The organism is Amycolatopsis sp. WAC 04169 (genome assembly GCF_003947535.1).
GTDB lineage: Bacteria > Actinomycetota > Actinomycetes > Mycobacteriales > Pseudonocardiaceae > Amycolatopsis > Amycolatopsis keratiniphila.
Genome location: NZ_QHJI01000001.1, coordinates 1 through 24745 on the forward strand (window position 1 = coordinate 1; position 24745 = coordinate 24745).

22 protein-coding genes are annotated in these 24745 nt (G+C 68.6%); 11 read left to right on the plus strand and 11 right to left on the minus strand.

The genetic code is table 11. The features are described 5' to 3' along the window. Positions 1-255 precede the first annotated feature (255 nt). The 3 genes from DMC61_RS00005 (at position 256) to DMC61_RS00015 (ending at position 3298) form a co-directional block, all read left to right on the plus strand. On the plus strand, positions 256-1179 hold the full coding sequence (locus DMC61_RS00005; RefSeq protein ID WP_125685831.1) for a dihydrodipicolinate synthase family protein: 924 nt from the start codon (positions 256-258) through the stop codon (positions 1177-1179). 112 nt (positions 1180-1291) lie between these two features. After that, positions 1292-2635 (plus strand): diaminopimelate decarboxylase, encoded by a 1344-nt coding sequence (gene lysA, locus DMC61_RS00010; protein ID WP_125685833.1) that lies wholly within the window; start codon positions 1292-1294, stop codon positions 2633-2635. Positions 2636-2803: 168 nt separating this feature from the next. Beyond that, positions 2804-3298, plus strand: a complete 495-nt coding sequence (locus tag DMC61_RS00015) for an Lrp/AsnC family transcriptional regulator (protein ID WP_037334827.1) — start codon at positions 2804-2806, stop codon at positions 3296-3298. Positions 3299-3377: 79 nt separating this feature from the next. Here the strand turns inward: DMC61_RS00015 and helR are convergent, their stop codons facing one another. Beyond that, complete coding sequence (helR, locus tag DMC61_RS00020) at positions 3378-5582, minus strand: RNA polymerase recycling motor ATPase HelR (RefSeq protein WP_305021899.1); 2205 nt, start codon at positions 5580-5582, stop codon at positions 3378-3380. Positions 5583-5762: 180 nt separating this feature from the next. Continuing rightward, on the minus strand, positions 5763-7574 hold the full coding sequence (locus tag DMC61_RS00025; protein WP_125685835.1) for a LamG-like jellyroll fold domain-containing protein: 1812 nt from the start codon (positions 7572-7574) through the stop codon (positions 5763-5765). Positions 7575-7651: 77 nt separating this feature from the next. Between DMC61_RS00025 and DMC61_RS00030 the strand changes: the two genes are divergently transcribed. Next, positions 7652-8179, plus strand: coding sequence for a hypothetical protein (locus tag DMC61_RS00030; protein ID WP_125685837.1), 528 nt, complete (start codon positions 7652-7654; stop codon positions 8177-8179). On the opposite strand, the gene DMC61_RS00035 is transcribed toward DMC61_RS00030, so the two are convergent. Both DMC61_RS00035 and DMC61_RS00040 read right to left on the minus strand, forming a co-directional pair. After that, positions 8180-8644, minus strand: coding sequence for a DUF6328 family protein (locus DMC61_RS00035; RefSeq protein WP_125685839.1), 465 nt, complete (start codon positions 8642-8644; stop codon positions 8180-8182). Beyond that, complete coding sequence (locus tag DMC61_RS00040; protein ID WP_125685841.1) at positions 8589-9551, minus strand: DMT family transporter; 963 nt, start codon at positions 9549-9551, stop codon at positions 8589-8591. The genes DMC61_RS00035 and DMC61_RS00040 overlap by 56 nt, the downstream gene beginning before the upstream one ends. A gap of 83 nt (positions 9552-9634) precedes the next feature. Between DMC61_RS00040 and DMC61_RS00045 the strand changes: the two genes are divergently transcribed. Then, positions 9635-10186, plus strand: coding sequence for a superoxide dismutase family protein (locus DMC61_RS00045; protein WP_125685843.1), 552 nt, complete (start codon positions 9635-9637; stop codon positions 10184-10186). Here the strand turns inward: DMC61_RS00045 and DMC61_RS00050 are convergent. The 4 genes from DMC61_RS00050 to DMC61_RS00065 all read right to left on the minus strand — a co-directional run bounded on the left by DMC61_RS00050 (position 10183) and on the right by DMC61_RS00065 (position 14651). Continuing rightward, positions 10183-10584, minus strand: coding sequence for a TIGR03667 family PPOX class F420-dependent oxidoreductase (locus tag DMC61_RS00050; RefSeq protein ID WP_016337988.1), 402 nt, complete (start codon positions 10582-10584; stop codon positions 10183-10185). The two genes, DMC61_RS00045 and DMC61_RS00050, sit on opposite strands and share 4 nt — an antisense overlap. A 43-nt stretch (positions 10585-10627) precedes the next feature. After that, positions 10628-12592, minus strand: a complete 1965-nt coding sequence (locus DMC61_RS00055) for a DUF2339 domain-containing protein (protein WP_125687038.1) — start codon at positions 12590-12592, stop codon at positions 10628-10630. A gap of 72 nt (positions 12593-12664) precedes the next feature. Then, complete coding sequence (gene uppS / locus DMC61_RS00060; protein WP_125685845.1) at positions 12665-13423, minus strand: polyprenyl diphosphate synthase; 759 nt, start codon at positions 13421-13423, stop codon at positions 12665-12667. Positions 13424-13433: 10 nt separating this feature from the next. Then, complete coding sequence (locus tag DMC61_RS00065) at positions 13434-14651, minus strand: ATP-binding protein (protein WP_125685847.1); 1218 nt, start codon at positions 14649-14651, stop codon at positions 13434-13436. Positions 14652-15042: 391 nt separating this feature from the next. On the opposite strand from DMC61_RS00065, the gene dusB reads away from it, so the two are divergent. The 6 genes from dusB to phoU all read left to right on the plus strand — a co-directional run bounded on the left by dusB (position 15043) and on the right by phoU (position 21615). Next, the gene (gene dusB, locus DMC61_RS00070; protein WP_125685849.1) at positions 15043-16188 is read left to right on the plus strand and encodes a tRNA dihydrouridine synthase DusB; all 1146 of its coding nucleotides are present in this window, start codon (positions 15043-15045) and stop codon (positions 16186-16188) included. A gap of 165 nt (positions 16189-16353) precedes the next feature. After that, entirely contained in the window at positions 16354-17187 is an 834-nt protein-coding gene (locus DMC61_RS00075) for an alpha/beta fold hydrolase (RefSeq protein ID WP_016337994.1), read from the plus strand. 58 nt (positions 17188-17245) lie between these two features. Continuing rightward, the gene (idi, locus tag DMC61_RS00080; RefSeq protein ID WP_043848452.1) at positions 17246-17809 is read left to right on the plus strand and encodes an isopentenyl-diphosphate Delta-isomerase; all 564 of its coding nucleotides are present in this window, start codon (positions 17246-17248) and stop codon (positions 17807-17809) included. 113 nt (positions 17810-17922) lie between these two features. Continuing rightward, a complete protein-coding gene (locus tag DMC61_RS00085; RefSeq protein WP_125685851.1) occupies positions 17923-18651 on the plus strand; it encodes a GGDEF domain-containing protein in 729 nt (242 codons plus the stop codon). 817 nt (positions 18652-19468) lie between these two features. After that, a complete protein-coding gene (locus DMC61_RS00090) occupies positions 19469-20872 on the plus strand; it encodes an LCP family protein (protein ID WP_125687040.1) in 1404 nt (467 codons plus the stop codon). A gap of 80 nt (positions 20873-20952) precedes the next feature. Beyond that, positions 20953-21615 carry a phosphate signaling complex protein PhoU gene (phoU, locus tag DMC61_RS00095; RefSeq protein WP_125685853.1) on the plus strand — a complete coding sequence of 221 codons (663 nt, stop codon included), beginning with the start codon at positions 20953-20955 and terminating at the stop codon, positions 21613-21615. Positions 21616-22015: 400 nt separating this feature from the next. Here the strand turns inward: phoU and pstB are convergent, their stop codons facing one another. The 3 genes from pstB to pstC are packed head-to-tail and all read right to left on the minus strand — an operon-like array spanning position 22016 to position 24640. Then, on the minus strand, positions 22016-22792 hold the full coding sequence (gene pstB / locus DMC61_RS00100; RefSeq protein ID WP_016338000.1) for a phosphate ABC transporter ATP-binding protein PstB: 777 nt from the start codon (positions 22790-22792) through the stop codon (positions 22016-22018). A 10-nt stretch (positions 22793-22802) separates the two neighbouring features. Beyond that, positions 22803-23720: a phosphate ABC transporter permease PstA gene (gene pstA, locus DMC61_RS00105; RefSeq protein ID WP_125685855.1), complete on the minus strand. Its 918-nt coding sequence runs from the start codon at positions 23718-23720 to the stop codon at positions 22803-22805. Positions 23721-23722: 2 nt separating this feature from the next. Continuing rightward, a complete protein-coding gene (gene pstC / locus DMC61_RS00110) occupies positions 23723-24640 on the minus strand; it encodes a phosphate ABC transporter permease subunit PstC (protein WP_063272599.1) in 918 nt (305 codons plus the stop codon). Positions 24641-24745: the final 105 nt, after the last annotated feature.

A 24745-nucleotide genomic window follows, 5' to 3' on the forward strand; every position in this document is an offset into this window, starting at 1 on the left:
ACAACCACACGAGACTGCACTCCACCATCGGCCACAACACCCCAGCCGAAACCCGAACCAACCACTACCATCAGGCCTCTGCCGCCTGAAACCCCGTGTCCGCCTCACCGGGGCAACTCCACACGCGTGTCGTCCGTTCAAACACGCGAAACCCCAGCCTGACCTCACGACCCACTTGAGTCATGCGTCCCAAAATTCAGGACAACCGTCCCGAGATGCTAACCTGACGCCGTCACATCATATATCAGATCGGACATGCCAGTGACCGCTCCCCGGTTCGACGAGCGCAAACGGCGGCTGTCCGGGGTCGTGGCCATCCCGGTGACCCCGTTCGACGCCGACGGCGCCGTGGATTCCGAGACCTACGGGCACCTGGTCGACCGGGTAATCACCGCCGGCATAGACGTCGTGACGCCGAACGGGAACACCGGCGAGTTCTACGCGCTGGACGAGGCTGAGGCGCGGCACTGTCTCGAAGTGACGGTCAAGGCCGCGGCGGGGCGGGCGAGCGTGGTCGCCGGGGTCGGGCACGACGTCCGGACGGCGATCGGCGCGGCCCGGCACGCCCGGGACGCGGGCGCCGACCTGGTCATGATCCATCAGCCGGTGCATCCGTACGTCTCGGCTGAGGGCTGGATCGAGTACCACCGCGCCATCGCCGCGGCGGTCCCGGAGCTGGGTGTCGTGTTGTACGTACGCGACGCGCGCATCGAAGGCGAGCAGCTGGCCAGGCTCGCCGACGCCGCGGAGAACGTCATCGGCGTGAAGTACGCGGTGCCGGATCCGGTGCGTTTCGCCTCGGTGGCGCGGGACGCGGGGATCGATCGCTTCGCGTGGATCGCCGGGCTCGCGGAGCTGTCGGCGCCGGGCTACTTCGCCGTCGGCGCGACCGGGTTCACCTCCGGACTGGTGAACGTCGCGCCGTCGCTCTCGCTGGAGATGTTCCGGGCGCTGCGAGACGGCGACTTCGCCCGGGCGATGACCATCTGGGAGCGGATCCGGCCCTTCGAGGAGCTGCGAGCCGCGGACGGAAGCGCCCACAACGTGAGTGTGGTCAAGGAAGCGTTGGCACAGCTGGGTTTGTGCCGCGCCGGCGTCCGGCCGCCGAGCCGCCCGCTGACCGGCGCGGAACGCGAGCGGGTCACCGCCGCGGTGTGGCCGGGGTTACTCGCGCGTTAACAAGGCGTCAGCGAGACCGCGCGAAGCGTCAGGGAGACGTTGCCGCGACGGCCGGGCCGGGCCGATCGGAGTTGTGCTGAGGAGGCACTGACCGATCGACGCGGAGGTAACCGTGACGCTCAGCGAGCTCCTGCCCAGCCTCGGCTGCGAGGCCGCCGACCACCTCGAACCCGGGGTCTGGCCACGCAGCACCCGGCTCGGGCCGGGCGGGGAACTGCTGTTCGCGGGCGCACCGGTGTCCCACCTCGCCGCGAGGTTCGGCACACCGGCGTACCTGCTCGACGAGGACGAGGTCCGGCAGAACGCCCGCGCGTACCGGAAGGCGCTGCCCGACGCCGAGGTGGCGTACGCGAGCAAGGCCCTGTGCACCCGCGCGGTCCTGCGCTGGGTCGCCGAGGAGGGCCTTTCCCTCGACACCTGCTCGGCCGGCGAGATCGCGGTGGCGCGGTCGATCGGTTTCCCCGCCGAGCGGATCCTGTTGCACGGCAACGCGAAGACCCCCGAAGACCTCAAGGCCGCGTTGTCCTACGGCGTCCGCCGGATCGTGGTGGACTCGCTCGACGAGATCGAGCAGCTCGGCGCGCTGGCCACCGGCCCGCAGCAGGTGCTGATCCGCGTGACCCCCGACGTCGCGGCCGGCACGCACGCGGCGATCACCACCGGCACCGAAGGACAGAAGTTCGGCTTCTCGCTGCGCGAGGAGGTCCGCGACAACCTCGGGCGCGCCGTGTCCGCCGTGCTCGCGCAGCCCGGGCTCCGCCTGGCCGGGCTGCACTGTCACATCGGTTCGCAGGTGTCGCGGGTGGACTTCTACGAACTGGCCGCCCGCAAGATGATCGGGGTGCTCGTCGCACTCCGCGAGAGCCACGGCGTCACCCTGCGGGAACTGGATCTCGGCGGCGGCCACGCCGTGCGCTATCTGCCCGGCGACACGGGTTTCGACATCGACGGCTATGTGCGCCGTCTACGGGTCGCGCTCGCTTACGAATGCACTTCGCACGGCTTCCCGCTGCCGAAGCTGACGATCGAACCGGGCCGAGCGATCGTCGGCCCGGCGGGGATCACCGTGTACCGGGTCTGCGCGGTGAAACGCGGCTCGCGCACTTTCGTCGCCGTCGACGGCGGGATGAGCGACAACGCGCGGCCCGCGCTCTACGGGGCGGCGTACACCGCGCGGCTGATCGGCAGGCGCAGCCGCGCCGCCCGCCGTCCGATGACGGTGGTCGGACGGCACTGCGAATCGGGCGACGTCCTCGCCGACGGGCTCTCGCTCCCCGACGACGTCCACCCCGGCGATCTGCTCGCCGTCCCGTGCACCGGGGCATACCACCACTCGCTCGCGTCGAATTACAACCTCGTCGGCAGGCCGCCGGTGGTCGGCGTCTCCCGCGGCACCGCGACGCTGCTCGTCCGCCGCGAAACCGAGGAGGACCTGCTGAAACGCGACCTCGGCTGACGCGTCATCCGAAAACCTCGGCACTCGCCCTATCGAACGACAGAATCCTTCGCGCGAAGGCGCCGAGAAAGAGAATCACGACAAACAACTTAACGGCGGTAGCATTCTGGACACTTATCGATACGCTGCGCGACAAGAATCGCATGCCGAAACAAAGGGAGGGACGGCATGGGTGACGAACCACGCGCGCAGATGGAGCAGCGCACACCTAGAGGTTTGGACAATACCGATCGCACCCTGATCGCTCTACTGCAAGTCGACGGGCGGGCCTCGTTCACGGCACTGGCCAAGGCCGTCGGGTTGTCGGAGGGCGCCGTGCGGCAGCGCGTCCAGCGGCTGCTGCGGGACGAGACGATGCAGATCGTCGCGGTCACGGATCCGGCGAACGTCGGGCTCGGCCGTCAGGCGATGGTCGGGATCAAGGTGCAAGGCGATCCGCGGGCGGTCTCCGACCAGCTCTCCGGAATGCCGGACGTCCACTACGTCGTGCTGACCGCGGGAGGCTACGACCTGCTCGCCGAGGTCGCCTGCCGGGACGACGAACACCTCTTGAGTGTGCTGAACGACGACATCCGGCCCATCCCGGGTGTCGTCAGCACGGAGACCTTGGTCTACCTGAAGCTCGCAAAGCAGACATATGCCTGGGGCAACCTGACCCGATGACAGCACGTCCCGCGCAATGAACGGACCGTTCCTTGCGAAATTTGCAAGGAACGGCCCGTTCATGGCACTCGCGGGAGGGTCAGACGCAGTGCAGGTAAGCGTCGGGAGTCCGCCGCCCGGAATCAAGACCGCGGAGGACTTTCGGCAGCACCCCGCTGTACAGGACCCCCAGCCGCTGCGTCGCCCGCGTCAGCGCGACGTACAGTTCCACCTCACCGTTCGGGCCTTCCGCGAGGATCCGCGCCGGCTCGACCACCAGGACGGCGTCGTACTCCAGCCCCTTGGCCGCGGACGGCGCGATCGCGCCGGGCACTCCCGGCGGCCCGATGACGACCGACGTCCCCTCTCGCCCCGCCTCTTCGCGGACGAACTCGGCGACGGCGTCCTCCATGTCCACTTCGGACAGTCGGCGCGCCCACGGCCGGACCCCGCACGAGCGCACCGATTCCGGCGGCACCACATCCGGCGCGAAATTCGCCAGCACCGAGGCCGCCACCGCCATGATCTCCGACGGCGTCCGGTAGTTGACGGTCAGCTTCCGATACACCCACCGATCGGCGACGTACCGCGAGAGCATCTCGTCCCACGATCGCGCGCCGGACGGCGACCGGCGCTGCGCGAGATCCCCGACGACGGTGAACGACCGGCTGGGACAGCGCCGCATCAGCACCCGCCAGTCCATTTCGGACAGTTCCTGTGCCTCGTCGACGACCACGTGGCCATAGGTCCATTCCCGGTCGGCGGCGGCGCGTTCCGCGAGATCCCGCTCGTCGCGTTCGGCGAACCGGTCCGCCAGTTCCTCCGCCATCAGCACGTCCGTGGGCCGCAGCGCGAACTCGTAGTCGTCGTGATCGTCTTCGACCTCGACGATTTCCAGCACCCGCTCCGCGTATTCCTTGCGCGCCAGCCGCCGCCGTTCCTCCGCCCGGCGCTCGGCGGTGCGGTCCCGGCCGAGGAGTTCGACGGCTTCGTCCAGCAACGGCACGTCGGACACCGTCCACGCGTCCGCCTCCTCACGGAACAGCGCCGGATCGGCCCCGGCCGCCCGCAGCCGCTCCGGCGAGGCGTAGAGGTCGGCGAGCAGCCGCTGCGGCGTCAGCGACGGCCAGAGCCGATCGAGCACCGCGCCGAGCTCCTCGCTGGCTTCCAGGTCACAGCGGGCGTTCTCGAGCATCTCCGGGCGGGTGTGCCGATCGTCCTCCGGGAGCCAGCCCGCGCCGATCCGGTCGACCGCGCGGACGGCGAGCGCGGCGATCACCGTGCGTTCGAAGACCGCCTTGGCCTCGTTGTGCAGCAGGCCGCTCTCCCTGGCCACTTCGCGTGCGGCGGCCGCGAGCTCGGCGTCCAGCGGCACGGTGACGTCGTCGAGCTCGATCGGCTCCGGTTCGGCGGGCAGTTCCTGCCGGTCCGCCACGGCCGCCGCGAGGACGTCCAGGATCGCCAGCGAACCCTTGATCCGCTGGACCTGCGGCGGATCCTCGCGTTCGGCGCGCAGACCGGCGACGAGGTCGCCAGGTGTCGCGAAGACGGCGCTGGTCTCGCCGAGCGACGGCAGGACCCGGCCGATGTGGTCGAGGAAGCCGCTGCTGGGCCCGACCACGAGCACGCCGCGGCGCTCCATGCGCTCCCGTTTCGTGTACAGCAGGTACGCCACGCGATGCAGCGCCACCGCCGTCTTCCCGGTGCCGGGGCCGCCCTCCACCACGACGACACCCGGGTGGTCGAGCCGGATGATCTCGTCCTGCTCGGCCTGGATCGTCGCGACGATGTCCCGCATCCCCTCGCCGCGCGGCGCGTTGACCGCGGCCAGCAACGCGACATCACCCCGTTCCCCCTCCGATCCCGGACGGCCGAAGACCTCGTCGGTGAAGTCGAGCACCTCGCGCCCGAGGGTGCGGAATTGACGGCGCCTCGCCATTCCTTCCGGCGACGCGCCGGTCGCGCAGTAAAACGCGCGCGACGCGGGCGCACGCCAATCCAGCACCAAGGGTTCGTAGTCGTTCTCTTCGTCGAAAAGACCGATCCGGCCGACGTACGAACGTTCTCCCGAAAGGGCGTCCAAACGGCCGAAACAAAGGCCCTCGTCGGCGATCTTCAGCCTGGCCATCTCGCGCGCCTTCGCGCCGACGGACACCTCGCGGTCGGACAGCGCGAAGCCTTCTCCGCGCAGCGCACCTGCATACGCCTCGCCGACCCGCACGCGCTCGGTGTCCAGCCGCCCGTAGAGCGACGCCACGTACTGCCGCTCGGATCGCAATTCCTCGTCGTACCCCTGATTTGACAAGTTCCCCTCACAGCGGTTAGACTGACAACACATTCGGCGTACTGATCAGTTATTCTGATTCGGGCGCCGATTTTTTATTGTCCCCCGCTTGTCAAGAGGCCCCCCGCATTCCCCCGGAAACGATCGTGCGCGATAATGGGGACGGTCGTCCACCATTACCGCGCACGATCCGCGCGAAACTCAGCCGAGCATGAACTCGCGGGGGTCCAGCGCCCTGCCCACCACGCGGACGTCGCCGAGCCAGCCGTGGAACGCCTGCTCGACGATCGAGTCATAGGCGTAGGCGCCGATCAGCCACGAGCCGCCGGGGTTCGCGATCCCCGCCGCCGGCGTCTTCGGGTTCCGCAGCACCGGGCAGCCGTCGACGTAGAGCGTCGTCCGCCTGCCGTCGTTGACGGCCGCGACGTGGATCCATTCCCGCACCGCCAGTTCGTGCCCCCAGCAGGTGGAGATCCCGTTCTGGTTGACCGGGAACACCGCCCACTGGAACGCGGCACCGTCCGAAAGGGACAGTGTGGCCGAAGGCTCGCCGGGATCGTCGCCGGTCTTGCCCGCCTTGCCGCCCGAGCCCTGCCTGCCGAAGATCGCGGCCCAGGAATGCTTGCCGTCCTTGAAATCCTCGGGCAGTTTCACGAACGCCTCGATGGTGTAGCCGCGGGCGAACGTCTCCGCGTTCATCGGCGCGGAGTCCGCCGTGCGCAGGTACCCGCCGCGAGCCGGTTTCTTGCCGCCGTCGAACCGAAGGCTCGACCTCGACGGCTGCCGCGGGGAGAACTCGCCGGAGAACCGCAACGCCTCGGGCGCGCTACCGGGCAGGGTCACCCGGACCAGGTCGTTGCCCCGGCCCGAAAGGTCACGGACACCGTCCACGGGCGCGCCGTCACGGCCCTCGAACCGCCAGTACGCCACGGTCCCGCGGATCAGCTGGCGTTCGGCGGGCCGGGCGGGCGGCACCGGGACCGGCGCGAACCCCGCGAACCTCGACTCGAAGTCGATCTCCAGGCTGAAGTAGTCCGCCGGACCGGTGCGTTCGATCTCCTGCCGCTGCAGCTCGTTCAGCCGCGGCGCCTGGTCCGCGAGCCACGGCGAGACCGTGCGGACGTCGATCACGTTGCGGGCGAGGTCGAACCGGTAGAGCCGGATCATCGCGCTGCCGCCGTAGTAGCGGTCCTGGTAGTTCGTGATGTGCAGATGGACGTCGTGGCCCGCCTTGTTCTGCTTCACCATGCGTCCGGGCGGCCAGTAGTGCCCGTTGAGCGTCAGGAAGATCTGATCGTTGCCGTCGACCAGTTCGTCCCACACCTTCTGCCCGAACTCCGAGAACTGCGCCCGCCCGGCCTCGTCGGCCCATACCAATTCATGGATGGTCAGAATGGCCGGAAGCCGCGGATTCCGCGCCAGCACCGACCGCGCCCACTCCAGCCCGCCCGCCGACGGCCGCCAGTCGAGCGCGAGCAGCAGCCACTCACGTCCGCCCGCACGGAAGACGTGGTGGCTGTTGTAGCCGTCCGGGCTCGCACCGCGGAAGGTCCGCGAACCGCGCTGCCGCTGCGGCCCGAAGGCGTCGAGGTACGGCGTGCGGCCGCGCTGGTCGTCGGTCGAGGACTTGATGTCGTGGTTGCCCGCCAGCGTGCTGTACGGGAACCGCCGCCGGTCCAGGTGCTGGAAGGACCGGCTGATCTGGTCGAACTCGCCCGGCTGCCCGTTCTCGGTGAGATCGCCGAGATGCGCCAGGAAGACGATGTTCTCGTCGCCACCGGTGACGTACCGCAGCGTCGCGTCCAACGGCGCGGGGTCGCCGCGGTCGGCGTCGAAGAGGTACTGCGTGTCGGGCAGGACCGCGAGGGTGAAGCGGCCGTCTTCGGTGTCGGGGCCACGACCGAAGGCCGCCGAGGCGGCCGGGGCGCCGAGCGCAGGCAACGCGGAGACCGCCGCACCGGCGCCGAGCAGGCCCGCGCCGCGCAGGAAGGTCCGTCTGGATGAGTCGTTCACGGCCGCAACCTACGGTCGCGGAGGCAACGCGTCCCGAACCGCGGGTGAACACTTGCCCCGCTCGGTAGCTTCGTCCCATGGGGAACGTCAAACGCTGGCCCGTGCTCGCCGGGGTCGGTGTGGTGGTGGCCGCGGCAGGCTGGTGGATCGTGGACGAGATGCCGACGGTGGACGACGCCGTCGCCCGTGAGGCGCTGCCGCCGATCGACGAGAATCTGCGTGCGCTCGCCGGTTCCGGAGCGGCGGGAAGCCGCTGGGTGTGCACGCGGAAGGTGATCGAGACCCGGCCGGAGCGCGAACAGGTCAAGATCGGCCTGGTCGCGAGCTGCGACGAGGTGGAGCGGGACGGCGACGGCCTCGTCACGCGCGCCGGATTCCGCCGTCAGCCAATGGTGTACCGCGTCGAACGCGTTCCCGGCGGGTTCCGCGTGCTCGATCGGAAGTTCGCGGAGGACGGCGCCGGCTACTCACGTTCGGTCAAGGAGATGTTCTCCTGGGTCGGCGCACGCCGGGTCTTGGGCGGCGCGAGCCCGGACGATCCGAAGTCCGTGTCGGCCGCCGCTTTCGGCCTGCCCGAAAGCACCCCGGTGCGTACCGGGCGGTGATCAGTCGCCGTTGCGGTCGATCTTCTTCGGCACGACCAACCACATGACGACGAACAGCACCGCCGACACCACGCCGAAGATCGTCATCGCGATCGGGCCGTAGACGACCTTGGCGATGAGCGCGACGGTCGTGGTGATGGCGGCCGCCAGGCAGCCGAGGCCGACGAGGACCGAACGATTGCCGACGGTGAGGATCCGCTCACGGTTCCCCGTGCGGAACAACAGCCGATGCCACGCGGCCGGCGCCGTCAGCAACACGGTCGAGCAGACCGTGAGCAGGACGGCCGTCAGGTGGACGGCCTTCTCGAACCCGCTCGCCTCGTGGAACTCGTCGGTGAACACCACCGTGAGCAGGAAACCGAAGAGAATCTGGACGCCGGCCTGCGCGACCCGCAGCTCCTGCAAGAGCTCACTGACGTTGCGGGTCAGGCGCTCGTTCTTCGTCTCGCCGGTGTGCTCGACCATGCATTGGCTCCAAGACCATCGGTTGACGCCTGACCTTTTCGTGCCAGCCGAGCGACGTCACTGACACGACCACGACGGCAAGGCCCAGCCACTGAGTACCCGACAATTCGGCGTTCAAGCACAATACGCCGATCACGGCCGCGGTGACGGGGAACGCGAGCTCGGCCAGCGTCGCCCTGGCGGCGGGCGTCGACCGCAGGCCCAGGTAGTACAGGCTCAGCGCCAGCAGGCCGGGGACCAGGGCGAGCAGGCCGAGGCCGAGCGCGTTGTCCCAGCCGACCGCGAACTGGCCGCCCTGGTACGCCACGATGCCCGCCGCGACCGGGAGCCCGACGGTGAAGCGCAGCGTGGTGACCTCCTTCGGCGCCAGTTCGGTGGAGAGCAGCCGTCCGAGCACAGTGCCCGCCGCCCACAGCGCGGCCGCGCCGACCGCCAGCAGCGCCGCCTTCGCCGCGGCGAGCTGGATGTTCAGCGGATCCTTGAACGCCAGCAGCCAGGCGCCCAGCAGTGCCGGGATCGCGAAGAAGGCGTACCCGGGGCGGACCCGCTCACTGAGGACGAAGTACGCCGCCAGCACGGCGAACACCGGCTGGAGCTTCTGCAGCACCAGCGGCGTCACCGGGTCGCCCAGTTTGAAGGCCGCGGTGAACATCGCCGTCGCGAGCGCGGAGGATCCGCCGCCGATGGCGAGCACGGCCAGCCACTCCCGCGGGCCGGTCCGGCGCAGCGCGCGGAAGGCGCCGGGGATGAAGGGGCTCAGCACGAGCACCACCAGCAGGTGCTCCCAGAAGACGACCGTGGCCGCCGGGAGCGCCTCGGCCAGCGGAAGCCGCAGAAGCCCGTCTGTGCCCCAAAGAGCGGCGGCGACCGCGACCAGCCAGGTGCGATCCGGAGGATTGCTACTCACTTGTCCTGCCCATAGTTTGAGAATGATCGCCCGACGGAGTGACCGCTCTGGCGTGTCCGATTCGTGCGGACTAGGCAAGGGGCATGCGCCCCGTCCCCACACTCGCCCTCGTCCTGTCCGCGGCCGCTCTGGCCCTGACCGCCGGCGCCGGGCCGGCCACCGCCGTCCCCGGCTCCCGGGTCCACGTGATCACCGCCAAGAGCGGCTTGACCATCTACAAGCCCGACCTGGTGCCGCCCGGCGCCCGCGCGCACGTCTTCGGGTTGACCTCCAAGGCCTTCGGCACCTCGACCGCGATCCTCGTGACCGGCCTGCTGCCCAACCGCGAATACGGCGCCCACGCGCACACGAAGCCGTGCGGTGCCACCGGTGACCTCGCCGGCCCGCACTACCAGAACGTCGAAGACCCGGTGAAGCCGTCGGTGGACCCGGCCTATGCCAACCCCCGCAACGAGATCTGGCTCGACCTCACCTCCGACGCCACCGGCCGCGGCGCGGCCGTGTCCAAAGTGGACTGGACGTTCACCGACCGGCGCGCGAACTCGATCGTGATCCACGAAACGCATACGCACACCGACCCGGGCCACGCCGGGACCGCGGGGGCCCGGCTGGCCTGTGTGACGGTCGGTTTCTAGAAGCCCCAGGTGCGTTCGGGCCGGATCCTGATCCGGACGCTGTACTCGCGGTCGAACTTCGGGACGTCGTAGTCGATCGCCGGGTAGTGCTTCTCGTACTTGGCGAGGAAGCCCGGCTGTTCCGACGCGAGACCGTCCGGCAGGATCTCGGCCTTGCCGCCGATCACCAGGATCGAGCCCCCGTGCTCGTCGCTGTTGAAGTGGAGGCTGACCTCGGGGTTGGCTTCGATGTGGCGGGTCTTCGCCGTGTCCGGCTGACTGAAGACGATGAAATCCTCACCGTCGAGCACGAACCACACCGGGCGGGGCGAAGGGCGTCCCTTCGGGCTGATCGTGGTCAGCCAGGCGACGTTCTCCTTCGCCCGCTCGGCGAGCCGCGGATCGGGTTGGTAGGTCATGAACCGACCAACCACGACCCCGCGGCTTTTCTTCCGCGTCCGCTCAGCGAGACGCGACGAGTTTCGCGTACCGCGTCCCCGCGCCGAGCAGCACCAGGCCGGCGATGAGGAAGGCGGCGACCCTGGCCAGGCCGTCGAGCGCGGAGAGGTCGAACAGGACCAGCTTCAGCACCGCCGCGCCGACCAGCACGAACCCGATCACCCGCAGGTTGACCGCCGAGATGCCGCGGATGAGCAGCACCAGCGCGGCGACCGTCCACGACACCGTGATCACCACGTGGCCGAGCAGGAAACCCGACCGGCCGGGGACCACCAGCAGCGCGCCGCACAGCACCAGCGCGCCCGCGCCGTAGAGCCCGCAGATCCCGGCGAAGAGCCACGGCACCACGTTCTCGGCCGCGGCCTTGAACAGCCCCAGGCGGTGTGAGACCCACGGAAGCGTGATCGAGGCGGCCAAGATCGCCAGGGCCACCAGGAAGGCGGCGGCGAGGTCGGCGTCCGGCCGGTTGCGGACCAGGAAGAACAGCGTCGGCGGGACGTCGAGGACCAGCGCGATCATGCCGCCGATGACGGCGAACCCGAGGCCGCCGAAGAGCGCGACGTGCTTCTTCGTCCACAGCGCGACCAGGGCCAGTAGGACCGCTTCGCCGATGAGGATCCCCGAACGGGCACTGCCGTCGAACAGCGTCATCGTCGTCTGCAGGGCCGCCAGGAGCCCGGCGGCGCCCGCGAGCTCACCCGTCCAGCCGTCGAGCCACTGCCCGGCCGCCCACACCGCGAGCAGCACCAGCGCGACCGACGCGGTGACGAGCACGGCCGGGGTCTTCGGCAGGAGCAGTGCGGCGAGCAACGACGGCGCGGGCGCGAGGGCGAGCAGGGTCAGCGCGGCGGCGTCCCCGCTCCGCTTGGCGGTGACGATGAGGGCCAGCGAGAGTCCGACGCCGCTCACGGCCAGCGCGGCGGCGGTGTTGGCCGTGCTGCCGCCGGGGCCGGTGAACGCGGTGCTGAACACCGACGCGACCAGCGGCGGGATCCCGGAAGCGACCGCGACCGACGGCCACGACTGGCGCAACTGCACCGGCGTCGAAGCGACCTGGACCACGAGCAGGAACGCGACCAGCTGCGGGGTGAACCCCTGCGTGATGATGGGCGCGCAGATCACGCAGCCGAGTACGACGGCCGTCGCGAGCAGCGACGACTTCCACCGCACGGCCAGCAGCAACCCGCCGACCGCGATCAGGAGTCCGATCGCGAGACCCGCGTAGGCCGGGAGGTACTCGTACATCGTCGTCGCGGCGATCGCGTCGAGGTAGAGCGCGCCGATGCCGGTCGCGGCGAGCGCGAACGCCCCCGTGCGGCCCGCCGGCGTGCGGTGGAGCCTCAGGCCGATCCCGACCAGCGCCGCGCCGAGCACGGCACCGCCGATCACCCTCGGCAACGGGCCGAACCAGCCACGCTGGATCGCGAGCACGAGGAACAGCACGATGCCGAGCAACGTGACCGCGCCGCCGATCCAGGCCAGCAGCCTGCTGCCGGCGCCCTCCTTGCCCAGCTTCTCGGCGAGCGACACCTTCGGGGCGGGCTGGTACGGGCGGTAAGGCTGCTGCTGCTGTTGGTACTGCTGCCATTGCTGCTGCCACTGCGCGTACTGGGCCTGCTGATGGTGCTGGCCCTGGTAGTGGGGGTGCGGGTAGTGCTGGTACGGCTGCTGGGGCCTCTGGGGCTGCTGCGGCTGGGCCTGGTGCGGCACCTGGGGCTGCTGCGGTTGCTCGGCCTGCGGTGTCGCCGGCTGCTCGGTCTGCTCGGCCTGCGGTGCCGTGGCCTGCTGCTCTTCCTGCTGCTCGGCGGGCTTTTCCGCCTGCTCAGGCGCCTCTTCGTGCTTCGGCTCCGCCGCGGACTGGACGGTCCGCAGCTCCGTGCCGACCCGCGCGAGGCGGGCCCCAAGGTCGTCGATCTCCCCGGCGAGCCTGAGGAGCACATCCCCATCGGTGGTCATGGCGATCAGCATGCGGCCTGACGCCCGCCGAGGGATCCGTAGCACTACTCAATCGTGATGACGATGTGGTCGCGACCTGCAAGATCATCGCGACCGGGCCCACATCCGGAGCGCCCGTAAGAGGTCGATGTACCGGAAGCCCGGCCAGTTGACGTCGCAGAAGTACAGCCGGGAATCCTTGGCCTGCCAAAGCAGGAATCCGGACAGCCGGACCTCGCCGCTGGTCCGGATGATCAGGTCCGGATCGGGACTGCCGACCGTGTACAGATGCGCGGCAATCGCGTCCACGGAGACGGACTCCGCGATCTCCACCAGGGACTTGCCGTCCGCCGCCTCTTCGAGCACGAGATCGCGGACGGCGTCGACGATCTCCTCGCGGCTTCCGTACCCGATCGCGAGAGTCAGCTCGGGCCCTGTCGCACCGCGAGTGTCCTCTTCGGCCTGCTTCAGCACTTCGGCCGTGGACGACGGCAACATGTCGAGACGCCCCACAGGCGCGACGCGCCAGTTCGCTCCAGGCACCGTGAGCCGCTCGCGGACGACGTCCTCGATGACCTGCATCAAGAAGGCCATCTCGGGCGACGCGCGCTTCGTCAGGTTGTCGACCGACGCGAGGTACACCGTCACGTGCCCGATGCCGAGGCCTTCGCACCACGACATCAACCTGGCGATGTGCTGTGCCCCGTGACGATGCCCCTCGCGGACGTCCTCGAAGCCCATCGCGCGGGCCCAGCGGCGGTTGCCGTCGATGATCACGCCGATGTGGCGGGGCAGTGGGCCTCGCCGGAGGCGAGCGCGGAGCCGTCGCGCGTAGAGGTCGTCGAGTCTGGTCCGGACGCTCATGAAGGCGAAGCTACCGTTCTTCACCTGGCTGAGTGGTCCACAGCGCGCTGATCGGCAGGCACGCGAGGTTCTCCCCGAAGGGAAGCTGCTGGTCACCGCAGTAGAGGACAAAACCGGCACGAAAGCGGTCGCCCAGGCGTCGTTGAAGGACCCGGATCGAACGAAAATCATCGGTCCGGACTGTTTCAGCGGCCTTCACCTCGACGGCGACCACACGACCGGCATTGTCCTCCAGAACAGCGTCGACCTCGTAGCCGTCGCGGTCCCGATAGTGATGCAGACGGGGCATCGTCTGGCTCCACGTGATCTGGCGCGCGAGTTCGCCGATGACAAACGTTTCGACGAGTCCGCCTGTCGTGGCGTCGTTAGTGACGCCAGAGACCAAGTGCCCGGCGAGGCCGGCGTCGTTGAAGACCAGCTTCGGCGTGGCGACCGCCCGCGTCGTCGCGTTCGCCGACCATGCCGGAATCAATCGGATCAGGTAGATCAGTTCGAGGAGTCCGACGTAGTCGCGGACCGTCGACGCAGGGAGAGCGAGATCAGAGGAAAGCCGACTGTAGTTGAGCAACCCGCCGGACTGTGCCGCGAGCGTCCCGATAAGGCGCCGCATATCGGAGATGCGTTGGATGTCCGCCACCTGATGCACATCCCGGCTCATGATGTCGTCGAGGTAGGACCTAAAGAACTGAGCACGTCGCCGTGGAGTTTCGCGACGTACGGCTTCGGGATACCCACCGCGTGTGGCGAGAGCCAGGTAATCACGGCGACGCAATGTCGAAGCTGCCGCTCGCAATCGGCTCCCGTGTGCGAACACGGCGTCGACGAAACCGTCGGGACCACCGGTGATTTCCCCCTGCGACAAGGGGAACAGCTCGATAGTTTCCGATCGACCCGGCAGGGAATCCGGAAGCTGGCTCAATCCGAGAAGCCTGGCCGAGCCGGTCAACAGAAATCGCCCCGGACGGGGATCCCGGTCCACAATGTGCTTGATGGTCAGCCACAATTCCGGGACTCGCTGGACCTCATCGATGAGCATGGCCCCCGGCGCGTCCAGAAATGCCACTGGATCGGCGCCGGCCGAAGCCCTGGTCCGCGGATCGTCCAGATAGCGTCGCGCACCATCCGGCTGATGATCCCGCAAGCACAGCTCGGCAAGAGTGCTCTTGCCGGTCTGACGGGCTCCATTGAGGATGACGACACGCGTGTCGCCGAGAGCCTCCGCAACCATGTGAGCGGCTCTGCGCGGGAGGTAACCATCAGCTCTGTGCACAGCGCAACGGTACCAGTATCCGTGGATCTGCCGATTACCTCGTCGCTGATCTGCCGAAGACCCTGTCGCTGATCTGCCGATGGTTATACCGTGGATCTGCCGATATTGAGATCCAGCGCGTACCGACAGCAGCCCTGGCCGGACTCATCGGCCGTCCGAAACTGGAACTTGAGTCCCAAGTGGCCGAATTCCAACCAGGTAGCCCTCAGCGACCCGCCTCGCCGACGATGTCGAAGCTCCCGAAGTCCGGTGATGCGCAGCGGCAACGAGAGGACCCTGTTCCCCGCTCGGCGAGGAGATCGGCGGCCGAACCCGGCCCACCTGCGAGTGACAGACACCACAGGCGACAATGGAGGACGTGACCGCCACCCTGAGCAAGCCCAGCCTGAAGATCGGCCCCTACGAGGTCGATCCCCCGGTCGTGCTCGCTCCCATGGCGGGCATCACCAACGTCGCGTTCCGGCAGCTGTGCCAGGAGTACGGCGCCGGCATCTACGTCTGCGAGATGATCACCGCCCGCGCGGTGGTCGAACGCCACCCCGGCACCATGCACATGATGACCTTCGGCGAGAACGAAAAGCCCAGGTCGATGCAGCTTTACGGGGTCGACCCGAAGACCATGGCCGAGGCCGTCCGCATCATTACCGGCGAGGGGCTCGCCGACCACATCGACAGCAACTTCGGCTGCCCGGTGGCGAAGGTGACGCGCAAGGGCGGCGGCGCGGCGTTGCCGTTCAAGCGCAAGCTGTTCGCCGACATCGTGCGCGAGTCGGCGAAGGCGGCGGCCGAGGCGGGGGTGCCGTTCACGGTCAAGTTCCGGGTGGGCATCGACGACGACCACCTGACGTACCTCGACGCCGGGCGCATCGCCGAGGCCGAGGGCGCGGCGGCGGTCAGCCTGCACGCGCGCACCGCCGCGCAGCGCTACTCCGGCCAGGCCGACTGGACGAAGATCGCGGCGCTCAAGGAGGCCGTCACCGGTATCCCGGTGCTCGGCAACGGCGACATCTTCTCCGCCGAGGACGCGCTGCGCATGGTCGACGAGACCGGTTGCGACGGCGTGGTCGTCGGCCGCGGTTGCCTGGGCAGGCCGTGGCTGTTCGGCGAGCTGGAGGCCGCCTTCGCCGGTCGTCCGCAGCCGACGCCGCCGAATCTCGGCGAGGTCGCGAAGGTGCTGCGCCGCCACACGGAACTGCTCGTCGAGCACGACGGCCACGACAAGGCCATGCGCGACATCCGCAAGCACATGGCTTGGTACTTCATGGGTTTCCCGGTCGGTTCGGAGCTGCGACGCGGCTTCGCGATGCTGTCCAGCATGGACCAGCTCGACGACCTGATCGCCAAGCTCGACCACGACGCGCCGTTCCCCACCGCGGCCACCGGTCCGCGCGGGCGGCAGGGTTCGCCGGGCAAGGTCACGCTGCCGCACGGCTGGCTCGACGACCCGGACGACGACTGCGTCCCCGAAGCCGAGGACATGCACTCGGGCGGCTGAAACAAGAACGCTCCCGCCGGGCGGCGGGAGCGTTTCGTTCACGACTCAGGTTCCCCTGGTCTTGTAGGCGAACTTCCACTGGTCGCGATACGCCAGTTTCCCCAATGCGGCCGACGTCAATCCCTTGCCGCTTGCCGGAAACCCGGGACCCGTAAAGTCGGCGTCGTGATCGAGCAGCTGAGCATCCCCACCGCGGCCGGTTCCTTCGACGCCATCGCGGCGGGCCCCGAGGACGGCCGTCCCGTCCTGCTGCTGCACGGGTTTCCCGAGGCCGCGGTGGAATGGGAGCACCAGGTCGCGACGCTCGGCGTGCTCGGCTATCGCGCGGTCGCCCCGGATCAGCGCGGCTACTCCCCGGGCGTCCGGCCGGAACAGGCCTCCGAATACGGGATCGACGACCTCGTCGGTGACGTCATCGCGATCGCGGATCGCTTGGGGTGGAACGAATTCGATCTCGTCGGACACGACTGGGGCGGCGCCGTCGCGTGGTGGACGGCCGACGCGCATCCCGGCAGGCTCCGCAGTCTCGCCGTGATTTCGACGCCGCATCCGGCGGCGCTGGCGGAGGCCATGAAGACCGACGAGGACCAGCACCTCCGGTCGGCGTACATGACCGAATGGCGGCAGACCCGCGTCACCGAACGGCGGATGCTCGAGAACAACGCCGACGCGCTTCGCCGCATGTTCGACTGGAAAGTGCCGCCGAGCAAGATCGACGAGTACGTCCAGCGCCTGTCCGAGCCGGGCGCGCTGACCGCCGCGCTCAACTGGTACCGCGCCGGCCGTCCCGGCGGGAAGATCGGGCCGATCGAGGTCCCGACGCTCTACATCTGGAGCACCGAGGATGCCGCCTTCGGCTCGACGGCCGCGCTCGACACCGCGAACCGGGTCACCGGGCCGTACCGCTTCGAGATGATCGAGGACGTCTCTCACTGGGTCGTGGAGGAAGCTCCCGAAGCCGTCACATCTTTGCTCGTGGAGCACCTTTCATCCCACTAACAGGGGTAACTCTGGTCGCGGTACCGGTTACAGCGAGCCTGCTGGTTCAGTGGGGCCGATGAACAACATGACCGAAGTGGACACCGAACGCATCGTCTACGTCACCGAGGACGGCGAGCCGACCGGCGAAACCGCGCCCAAACTGGCCGCGCACCACGAGCACACCCGGCTGCACCTGGCGTTCTCCTGCTACCTGTTGCGCAGCAGCGACCAGGCCTTGCTGATCACCAGCCGCGCCGCCACCAAGAAGGTGTGGCCCCGCGTGTGGACCAACAGTGTCTGCGGGCACCCCGCACCGGGTGAACCGATCGAGGAGGCCGTCCGTCGCCGCGCCGCCTTCGAGCTCGGGCTGCCCCGGCTGAACGGCCTCAGGTGCGTCCTTCCCGCCTACCGTTACTCGACCCCGCCGTTCGAAGGCGTGGTCGAGAACGAGTTCTGCCCGGTCTTCGTCGCCTGGGTCGACGACGACCCGGAACCGCATCCCGACGAGGTCGGCGACTGGCGGTGGCTGAGCTGGAATGATTACGCACTGTTGCTGAATGACGATGTGACTGACGTGAGTTACTGGGCGAAGGATCAGTTTTCGCAGCTCAAGGACGCCGAGCCGTTTTCGTCCTTATGAAAGGACACTTCGGTGCGTGACAATGGCGCCGAACCGTCGTCCTCTTGAGGGATATTCACTTTGGCCCGTACTCATACCTCAAGAGATCCCTCCTATACGACGAAAACCAATTCGTGGCGGAGGTGAGCGTGGCAGCCGACGACGAGGCCGCGCTCCCACCGGGCGCGCCGACCACCGATCTGCTCAGTCTCCACGAGTCGATCGCCGGGGTTTTGGCCACACAGGGCGATTGGCGGCGCGCGTATCACCACCTCAAATCCGCCTTCGATCTCGCCAGGGCGGGCAACCTGCGGGACACGCTGACGTCCAGCTACAACCGCCGCTACCTCGACCAGTGGCTGCACGGCCCGGCCGTCGACCACCGCGGCCCGCCCGGCGTCGCGATCGCGCTGGTCGACCTCGACCTGTTCAAGGACGTCAACGACACTTTCGGGCATCTGGTGGGCGATCGGGTGCTCCGCGAGGTGGCCGACCTGCTGCAACAGGGACTTCCGCCGGAGGCGTTCTGCGCCCGCTACGGCGGTGAGGAGTTCGCGCTCGTCATCCCGGACGTCGACGCCGCCCGCGCCGTGCGCATCGCCGACACCGCCCGCATCCGGGTGGCCCGCCATCCGTGGCGCCGCATCCGCCCCGGCCTCTCGGTGACGATCAGCGTGGGGCTCGCACACGAAAGCCGCATGGAGCCGGATCTCGCGGCCGAACCGGAACGGCAGTTGCGCAGCGCCGACGCTTTGTTGTATATGGCGAAACGGGCAGGACGAAACAAAGTGGCGTATCGGGATAAGGAATCTTCACGCACGATTCCGCATCCGATGAACGCCGCGGAGTCCGCCGGCGCTTAGCCCGCCCGGCGGCCACTCACACAGTCACCGTTCGCACTCTGCGTAGTGGTTTCGAACCTTTTAACGCAGCTTTAACCACGACCGCTCACCCGATCGCATGGACCGTTCGGCGCTTCTCGGTACCTTGGGTGAAGAAAATTCCGGGATGGTTGTCGCCACGAACCAGAGGTGTCCGTACGATAACGAAAGAGCTTCGACGCCAGGCCTGAAAGGAGACCGAGTGCCCGACGAGCACCACACCCCGGGGACCGGTCGCCACAGCAACACCGACAGGAATGCCGGTGAGCGCGGCCGCCGGGCTCGACGCCGCTCGATGGACACCCACGGCGGGATCAGCGTTTCCGACGTCGTCGCACGTCATACCGGTGAGCGCCCGATCTTCGACCCGTCCGCCGAGCCGCCCGCGCCGCGACGGCTCCGGCAGAGCGAGCCCTCGCCGGAGCCTCCGAGACCCGGTGCGCGAGCCGCCCGGACGGAGCCTCCCGCGCCTCGACGTCCTCGGCCCGCCGCCCCCGCCGAGAGCCCGGCACCCGCGCCTCTCGCGGCCAAACCCGCCGCGCCGCGTGCCCCGATGCCGCCGCGTAGCCCGCAGCCCGACGAAGCTCCGCGCCCGCCTCGCGCGCGCCAGCCGCGCCGCACTCCGCAGGCCGCGCCCAGCCCCGAGGCGCCCACGCAGCGCCGTCCGCCGGTGGTGAACCCCGGCGCACAGCAGCAGCCCGCGGTACCGCCGCCCCCGCGTCGTCCCCGCCGTCCGGCGCAACGGCCGGTGCAGCAGGCGCCGGCCCCGCAGTCGCCGGGTGTGCCGCCTCGGTCCGAGATGGACCGGCTCACGATGACCGACGAGCTCGAGGCGATCGACGACGCGACGATCATCAAGCGCAAGATCGACCACACGCTCGCCCGGTTCTCCGCCGCGCACGACGAACTCGAGGCCGAAGAGGCCAAGAAGCGCGAGCGCCGCGAGCGGCTCGCCTTGCGTCCCGCCGCCCTGCTGGAGCAGACCCGTACGGCGCTGCAACGAGTGGTCACGACCACCGACGCCACACCTGCCGAGGCCGCCGAGGAACCCGCGCCGCAGACCCGGCTGCAGGAGAAGAAGGAACGCAAGACCAGGCAGACGGCCAAGGCGGGCCGGATCACCGCCGCCGTGGTCGCCGCGCTCGTGTTCCTCTCCATCGGTTCGGCGTGGGGCGCACAGACCTGGTTCGACGCGAAGTTCAACAACGTCGCTTCGCTCGACGAGGACTCGGCCGACATCCAGGACGCCGCGGGCCAGACCGGCGACGAGAACTTCCTGATGGTCGGCTCCGACACCCGTGACGGCGCGGCCGCCGAAGACGGCGTCGGCGACGCCGACGGCACCCCGGGCGCCCGCTCGGACACGGTCATGATCGCGCACGTCCCCGCCGACCGGCAGCGCGTCGTCATGGTGTCCTTCCCGCGCGACCTCGAGATCAGCCGCCCCGAATGCAAACGCTGGGACCCGGCGACGTCGTCGTATTCGGACGAGACCTCGCCGGCGCAGAAGATCGCGAAGCTGAACACCGCGTACGCGGTCGGCGGCCCGCAGTGCGTCACGAAGGTCATCCAGCAGATCACCGGCATGAAGATGAACCACTTCGTCGGGATCGACTTCAACGGCTTCAAATCCATGGTCGACGCCGTGCAGGGCGTCACCGTGTACAACGAGAAGCCGATCGACGACACCACGCTCGGCATGATCATCCCGCAGGCGGGCGAGGTGCGGATCTCCGGTGACCAGGCGCTGAACTACGTCCGTGCGCGGCACGTCAAGGGCGACCCGACGTCGGACTACGGCCGGATCAAACGGCAGCAGGCCTTCCTCGGCGCGCTGCTGAAGACGGTGATGTCGAAGGACGTCATCCTGGACACCGGCAAGCTCAGCGGCTTCATCGACGCGTTCGCCAAAGCCACCTTCGGCGAGAACCTCGGCATCAAGCAGATGATGACGCTGGCGAAGTCGATGCGCGGGATGGGCTCGGACAAGGTCAAGTTCCTCACCGTCCCCACCACCGAAGAGGCGAACAAACGCGGCAACGAGGTGCTGCTGCAGAGCAAGGCGAAGGCCGTCTTCGACGCGTTGATCAACAACACCCCGCTGGAAGAGAAGGCCCCGGCGCCTCCCGCGAGCGACACGGCGTCGCCCCCGACCAGCTCCGCCAAGCCGGGCGGCGCCAAGAAGAGCAGCAGCTCAGGCTGAGGATCATTCGTTAGTCCGGGTTCACGTCAGGTTCACTCTGGGATGCGGCTTTTGGCCCTTGTTCCCCGTAGGGTTGGGCCATGCGTGAGGCTTACCATGTCGAACTCGAACAGCTCGCCGAGAACCTAGCGAGCATGTCCCTCCAGGTCGCCGACGCGATGGAGCGGGCGACCCGGGCGTTGCTCGAGGTCGATCTCGGGCTCGCCGAGCAGGTCATCAGCGACGACGCGAAGGTCGACGACGCGCGCGCCGAATGCGAGGAGCAGGCGTACGCGCTGCTGGCCCTGCAGGCACCCGTCGCGACCGACCTCCGGACCGTGCTGGCCGCGATCCACGCGGCGGAAAGCCTGGAGCGGATGGGCGACCTGGCGCTGCACGTGGCCAAGGCCGCGCGCCGCCGTCACCCGGACCCCGTCCTGCCCGAAGAGGTGAAGGCGGACTTCGCCAAGATGGGCGAGGTCGGCGTCAGCCTGGCCCGGCAGGTCGAGCAGGTCATCAAGTCCAAGGACGTCGAGGCCGCCCGCACGATCGAGTCGGACGACGACGAGGTCGACGAGATCCACAAGCACCTGTTCACGGTCATCATGGACCGGAACTGGGAACACGGCGTCGCCGCGGCCGTGGACGTCACCCTGCTGGGCCGCTTCTACGAGCGCTTCGCCGACCACGCCGTCTCGGTCGCGCGCCGGATGATCTTCGTGGTGACCGGCAAGATGCCCGGTTACGGACCCGACGAGCTGTAAGGGGGACTTTCCCCGCATAGGACGTGACGAAGGGGCCCTTCACCGCATCAGACGCGGTGAAGGGCCCCTTCGTCATTGCCGACGCCGGACCGACATCGGTCATGTCGCGTGACGGAACGGACGACACGTGTGAGCCGATGGACGACACGCGTTATCCGGCGGACGACACGACTGCCGCCGAGTTACGCGGCGAGCCGTCCCTCTGGACACATGTGTCGTCCGCTCCGTCACGCGTGTCGTCCGTCCAGTCACGCGTGTCGTCCAGCCACCCGCCATCGCACCGCGGGGAAGCGTGTTGCGAAGGTGGCTTTCGCAACGTCCTCCCGGCCCCCCCAAACGCGTGGAGGCCCCCTTCCCGCGGCTCAGCCGAGGGAAGGGGGCCTTCACGCGCAATGAAAGATCAGCCGAAGCGGCCCGAGATGTAGTCCTCGGTCGCCTTCTCGTCCGGGTTCGAGAAGATCTTCTCCGTGTCGTTCAGCTCCACCAGGCGCCCCGGCTGGCCGACGCCAGCCAGGTTGAAGAACGCGGTCTGGTCCGAGACCCGCGCCGCCTGCTGCATGTTGTGCGTCACGATGACGATCGTGTACTCCTTCTTGAGCTCACCGATCAGGTCCTCGATGGCGAGCGTCGAGATCGGGTCGAGCGCGGAGCACGGCTCGTCCATCAGCAGCACGTCGGGCCGCACGGCGATCGCCCGCGCGATGCAGAGCCGCTGCTGCTGACCGCCGGAGAGGCCGCCGCCCGGCTTGTTCAGCCGGTCCTTGACCTCGTTCCACAGGTTCGCGCCGCGCAGGGCGCGCTCGGCGACGTCGTCGAGCTCCTTCTTGCCCTTGGTGCCGCCGAGACGCAGGCCCGCCACGACGTTGTCGCGGATGGACATCGTCGGGAACGGGTTGGGGCGCTGGAACACCATGCCGATCGTGCGGCGGACCTGCACCGGGTCGACCCCGGCGCCGTAGATGTCTTCACCGTCGAGCAGCACCTCGCCCTCGACGCGGGCGCCGGGGATGACCTCGTGCATCCGGTTCAGCGTGCGCAGCACCGTCGACTTGCCGCAGCCCGACGGGCCGATGAACGCGGTGACGTTCCGCGGCGGCACCGAGAGGGTGACGCCGTCCACGGCGTGGAATTTGCCGTAGTAGATGTCCACGTCTTTGACGTCGATTCGTTTGGCCATCTCAAACAGCTCACTTCTTCTTCGGGGCGACAAGACGGGCAAAGAGCATGGCGAGGAGGTTCACGATCGCGATGATCAGCACCAGGGTGAGCGCCGCTCCCCAGATCCTGTCGAACGCGACGGTACCTTCGTCGAACGGGTTGCTGACCCGTTCGTTGTTCATCAGAAGCGGCAGAGCGGCCTGCTCGCCACCGAAGATGTCCCAGTTCACGTAGGCGGAGTACCCCACGAGGACCAGCAGCGGCGCGGTCTCGCCCATGACGCGGGCGAGCGCCATCATGATGCCGCCGATGATGCCGGACAGCGCGGTCGGCAGGACGATCTTCATGATCGTCTTCCACTTCGGCACGCCCAGCGCGTACGAGGCTTCGCGCAGGTCGTCCGGGACGATCCGCAGCATCTCCTCCGAGGAGCGCACGACCACCGGGATCATCAGCAACACCAGGGCCAGCGACACGGCGAAACCGCTGCGCGGGAGGCCGAACGTGGTGATCCACAGTGCGTAGATGAACAGCGCCGCGACGATCGAGGGGACACCGGAGAGGATGTCCACCATGAAAGTGGTGATCTTCGCGAGTTTGCCGCGGCCGTATTCGACCAGGTAGATCGCGACCAGCATGCCGATCGGGACCGCGATGATCGCGCAGACCAGGCCCTGCAGCACCGAGCCGATCACGGCGTGGGCCACGCCGCCGCCGACCTCGTCCGACAGCACCGAGCCGAAGTCCTCGGTCCACCAGTTGCTGTACGGGATCCGCTTGACCCCGTTGATGATCACCGTGGCCAGCAGCCACACCAGCGGCACGACGGCGATCAGGAACGACAGCCAGATCAGTGCCGTGGCGAAACCGTTCTTGGCCTTCCGGGCCAAGCTGACCTGCTGGAAGGCGGGCGTGGTGGCGGGGGTCTTCTCGAGCGTGGTGGACATGCTCAGTCCCCCTTCTTGGCGATGACGGATCGCGCGATGAAGTTGACGACGAGCGTCAGCAGGAACAGCACGAGACCCGCCGCGATGTACGCGCCCGCCGAGATCTCGTTGTTGAGTTCCGCGTAGTCCGCCGCGATCTTCGAGGCGAACGTGGCGCCGCCGTCGAAGAGGCTCCAGGTGAACTCGCGGCCGACCGCGCCGGTCAGGATGATCGCGAGCGCGATCGTCTCGCCGAGCGCGCGGCCGAGGCCGAGCATCGAGGCGCCGATGTAGCCCGCCTTGCCGAACGGCAGCACCGTGGTGCGGATGACCTCCCAGCGGGTGGCGCCCAGCGCCAGCGCGCCTTCGATGTGCGGGGTCGGGGTCCGCTCGAAGATCTCGCGGGACAGCGAGGTGATGATCGGCAGGATCATCACGGCCAGCACGATGCCCGCGGTGAAGATGGTGCCCCGCAGGTCGGGCGAGACGTTGCCCGCCGCGAAGAGCGGGATCCACGAGAAGGTGTCGTTGACCCACTGCGAGAACGGCTCGATCGCCGGCGCGAAGACCATCAGGCCCCACAGGCCGTAGATGATCGAGGGGACCGCGGCGAGCAGGTCGATCACGTAGGCGAAGGGCCGCGCCAGCCGCTTCGGCGCGTACTGCGTGAGGAAGAGGGCGATCCCGAGCGAGATCGGCATCGCGATGATCAGCGCCAGCAGGGACGAGTACACCGTGACCAGCAGCAGGCCCATGATCCCGAAGCGCATGTCGTCCGGGGTGGTCTGCCAGACCTGGCTGGTCAGGAAGTTCACGTTGTCGGCCTGCAGCGCCGGAATGGCCTGCACCAGCAGGAACAACCCGATCAGGCCGATCAGCGAGACGACGAAGACGCCGGCTCCGGTGGTCAGGATCTGGAAGATGCGGTCACCGGGTCGCACCGTCCTGGAATTGGGGCTCGCGAGGCGCACCGAGGACTGCTCGGGCGGTGACGCGGCAGATTGCTCCGAAATCGGGTCCTCCGTGAAGGTCTCGCGGACGCCAGA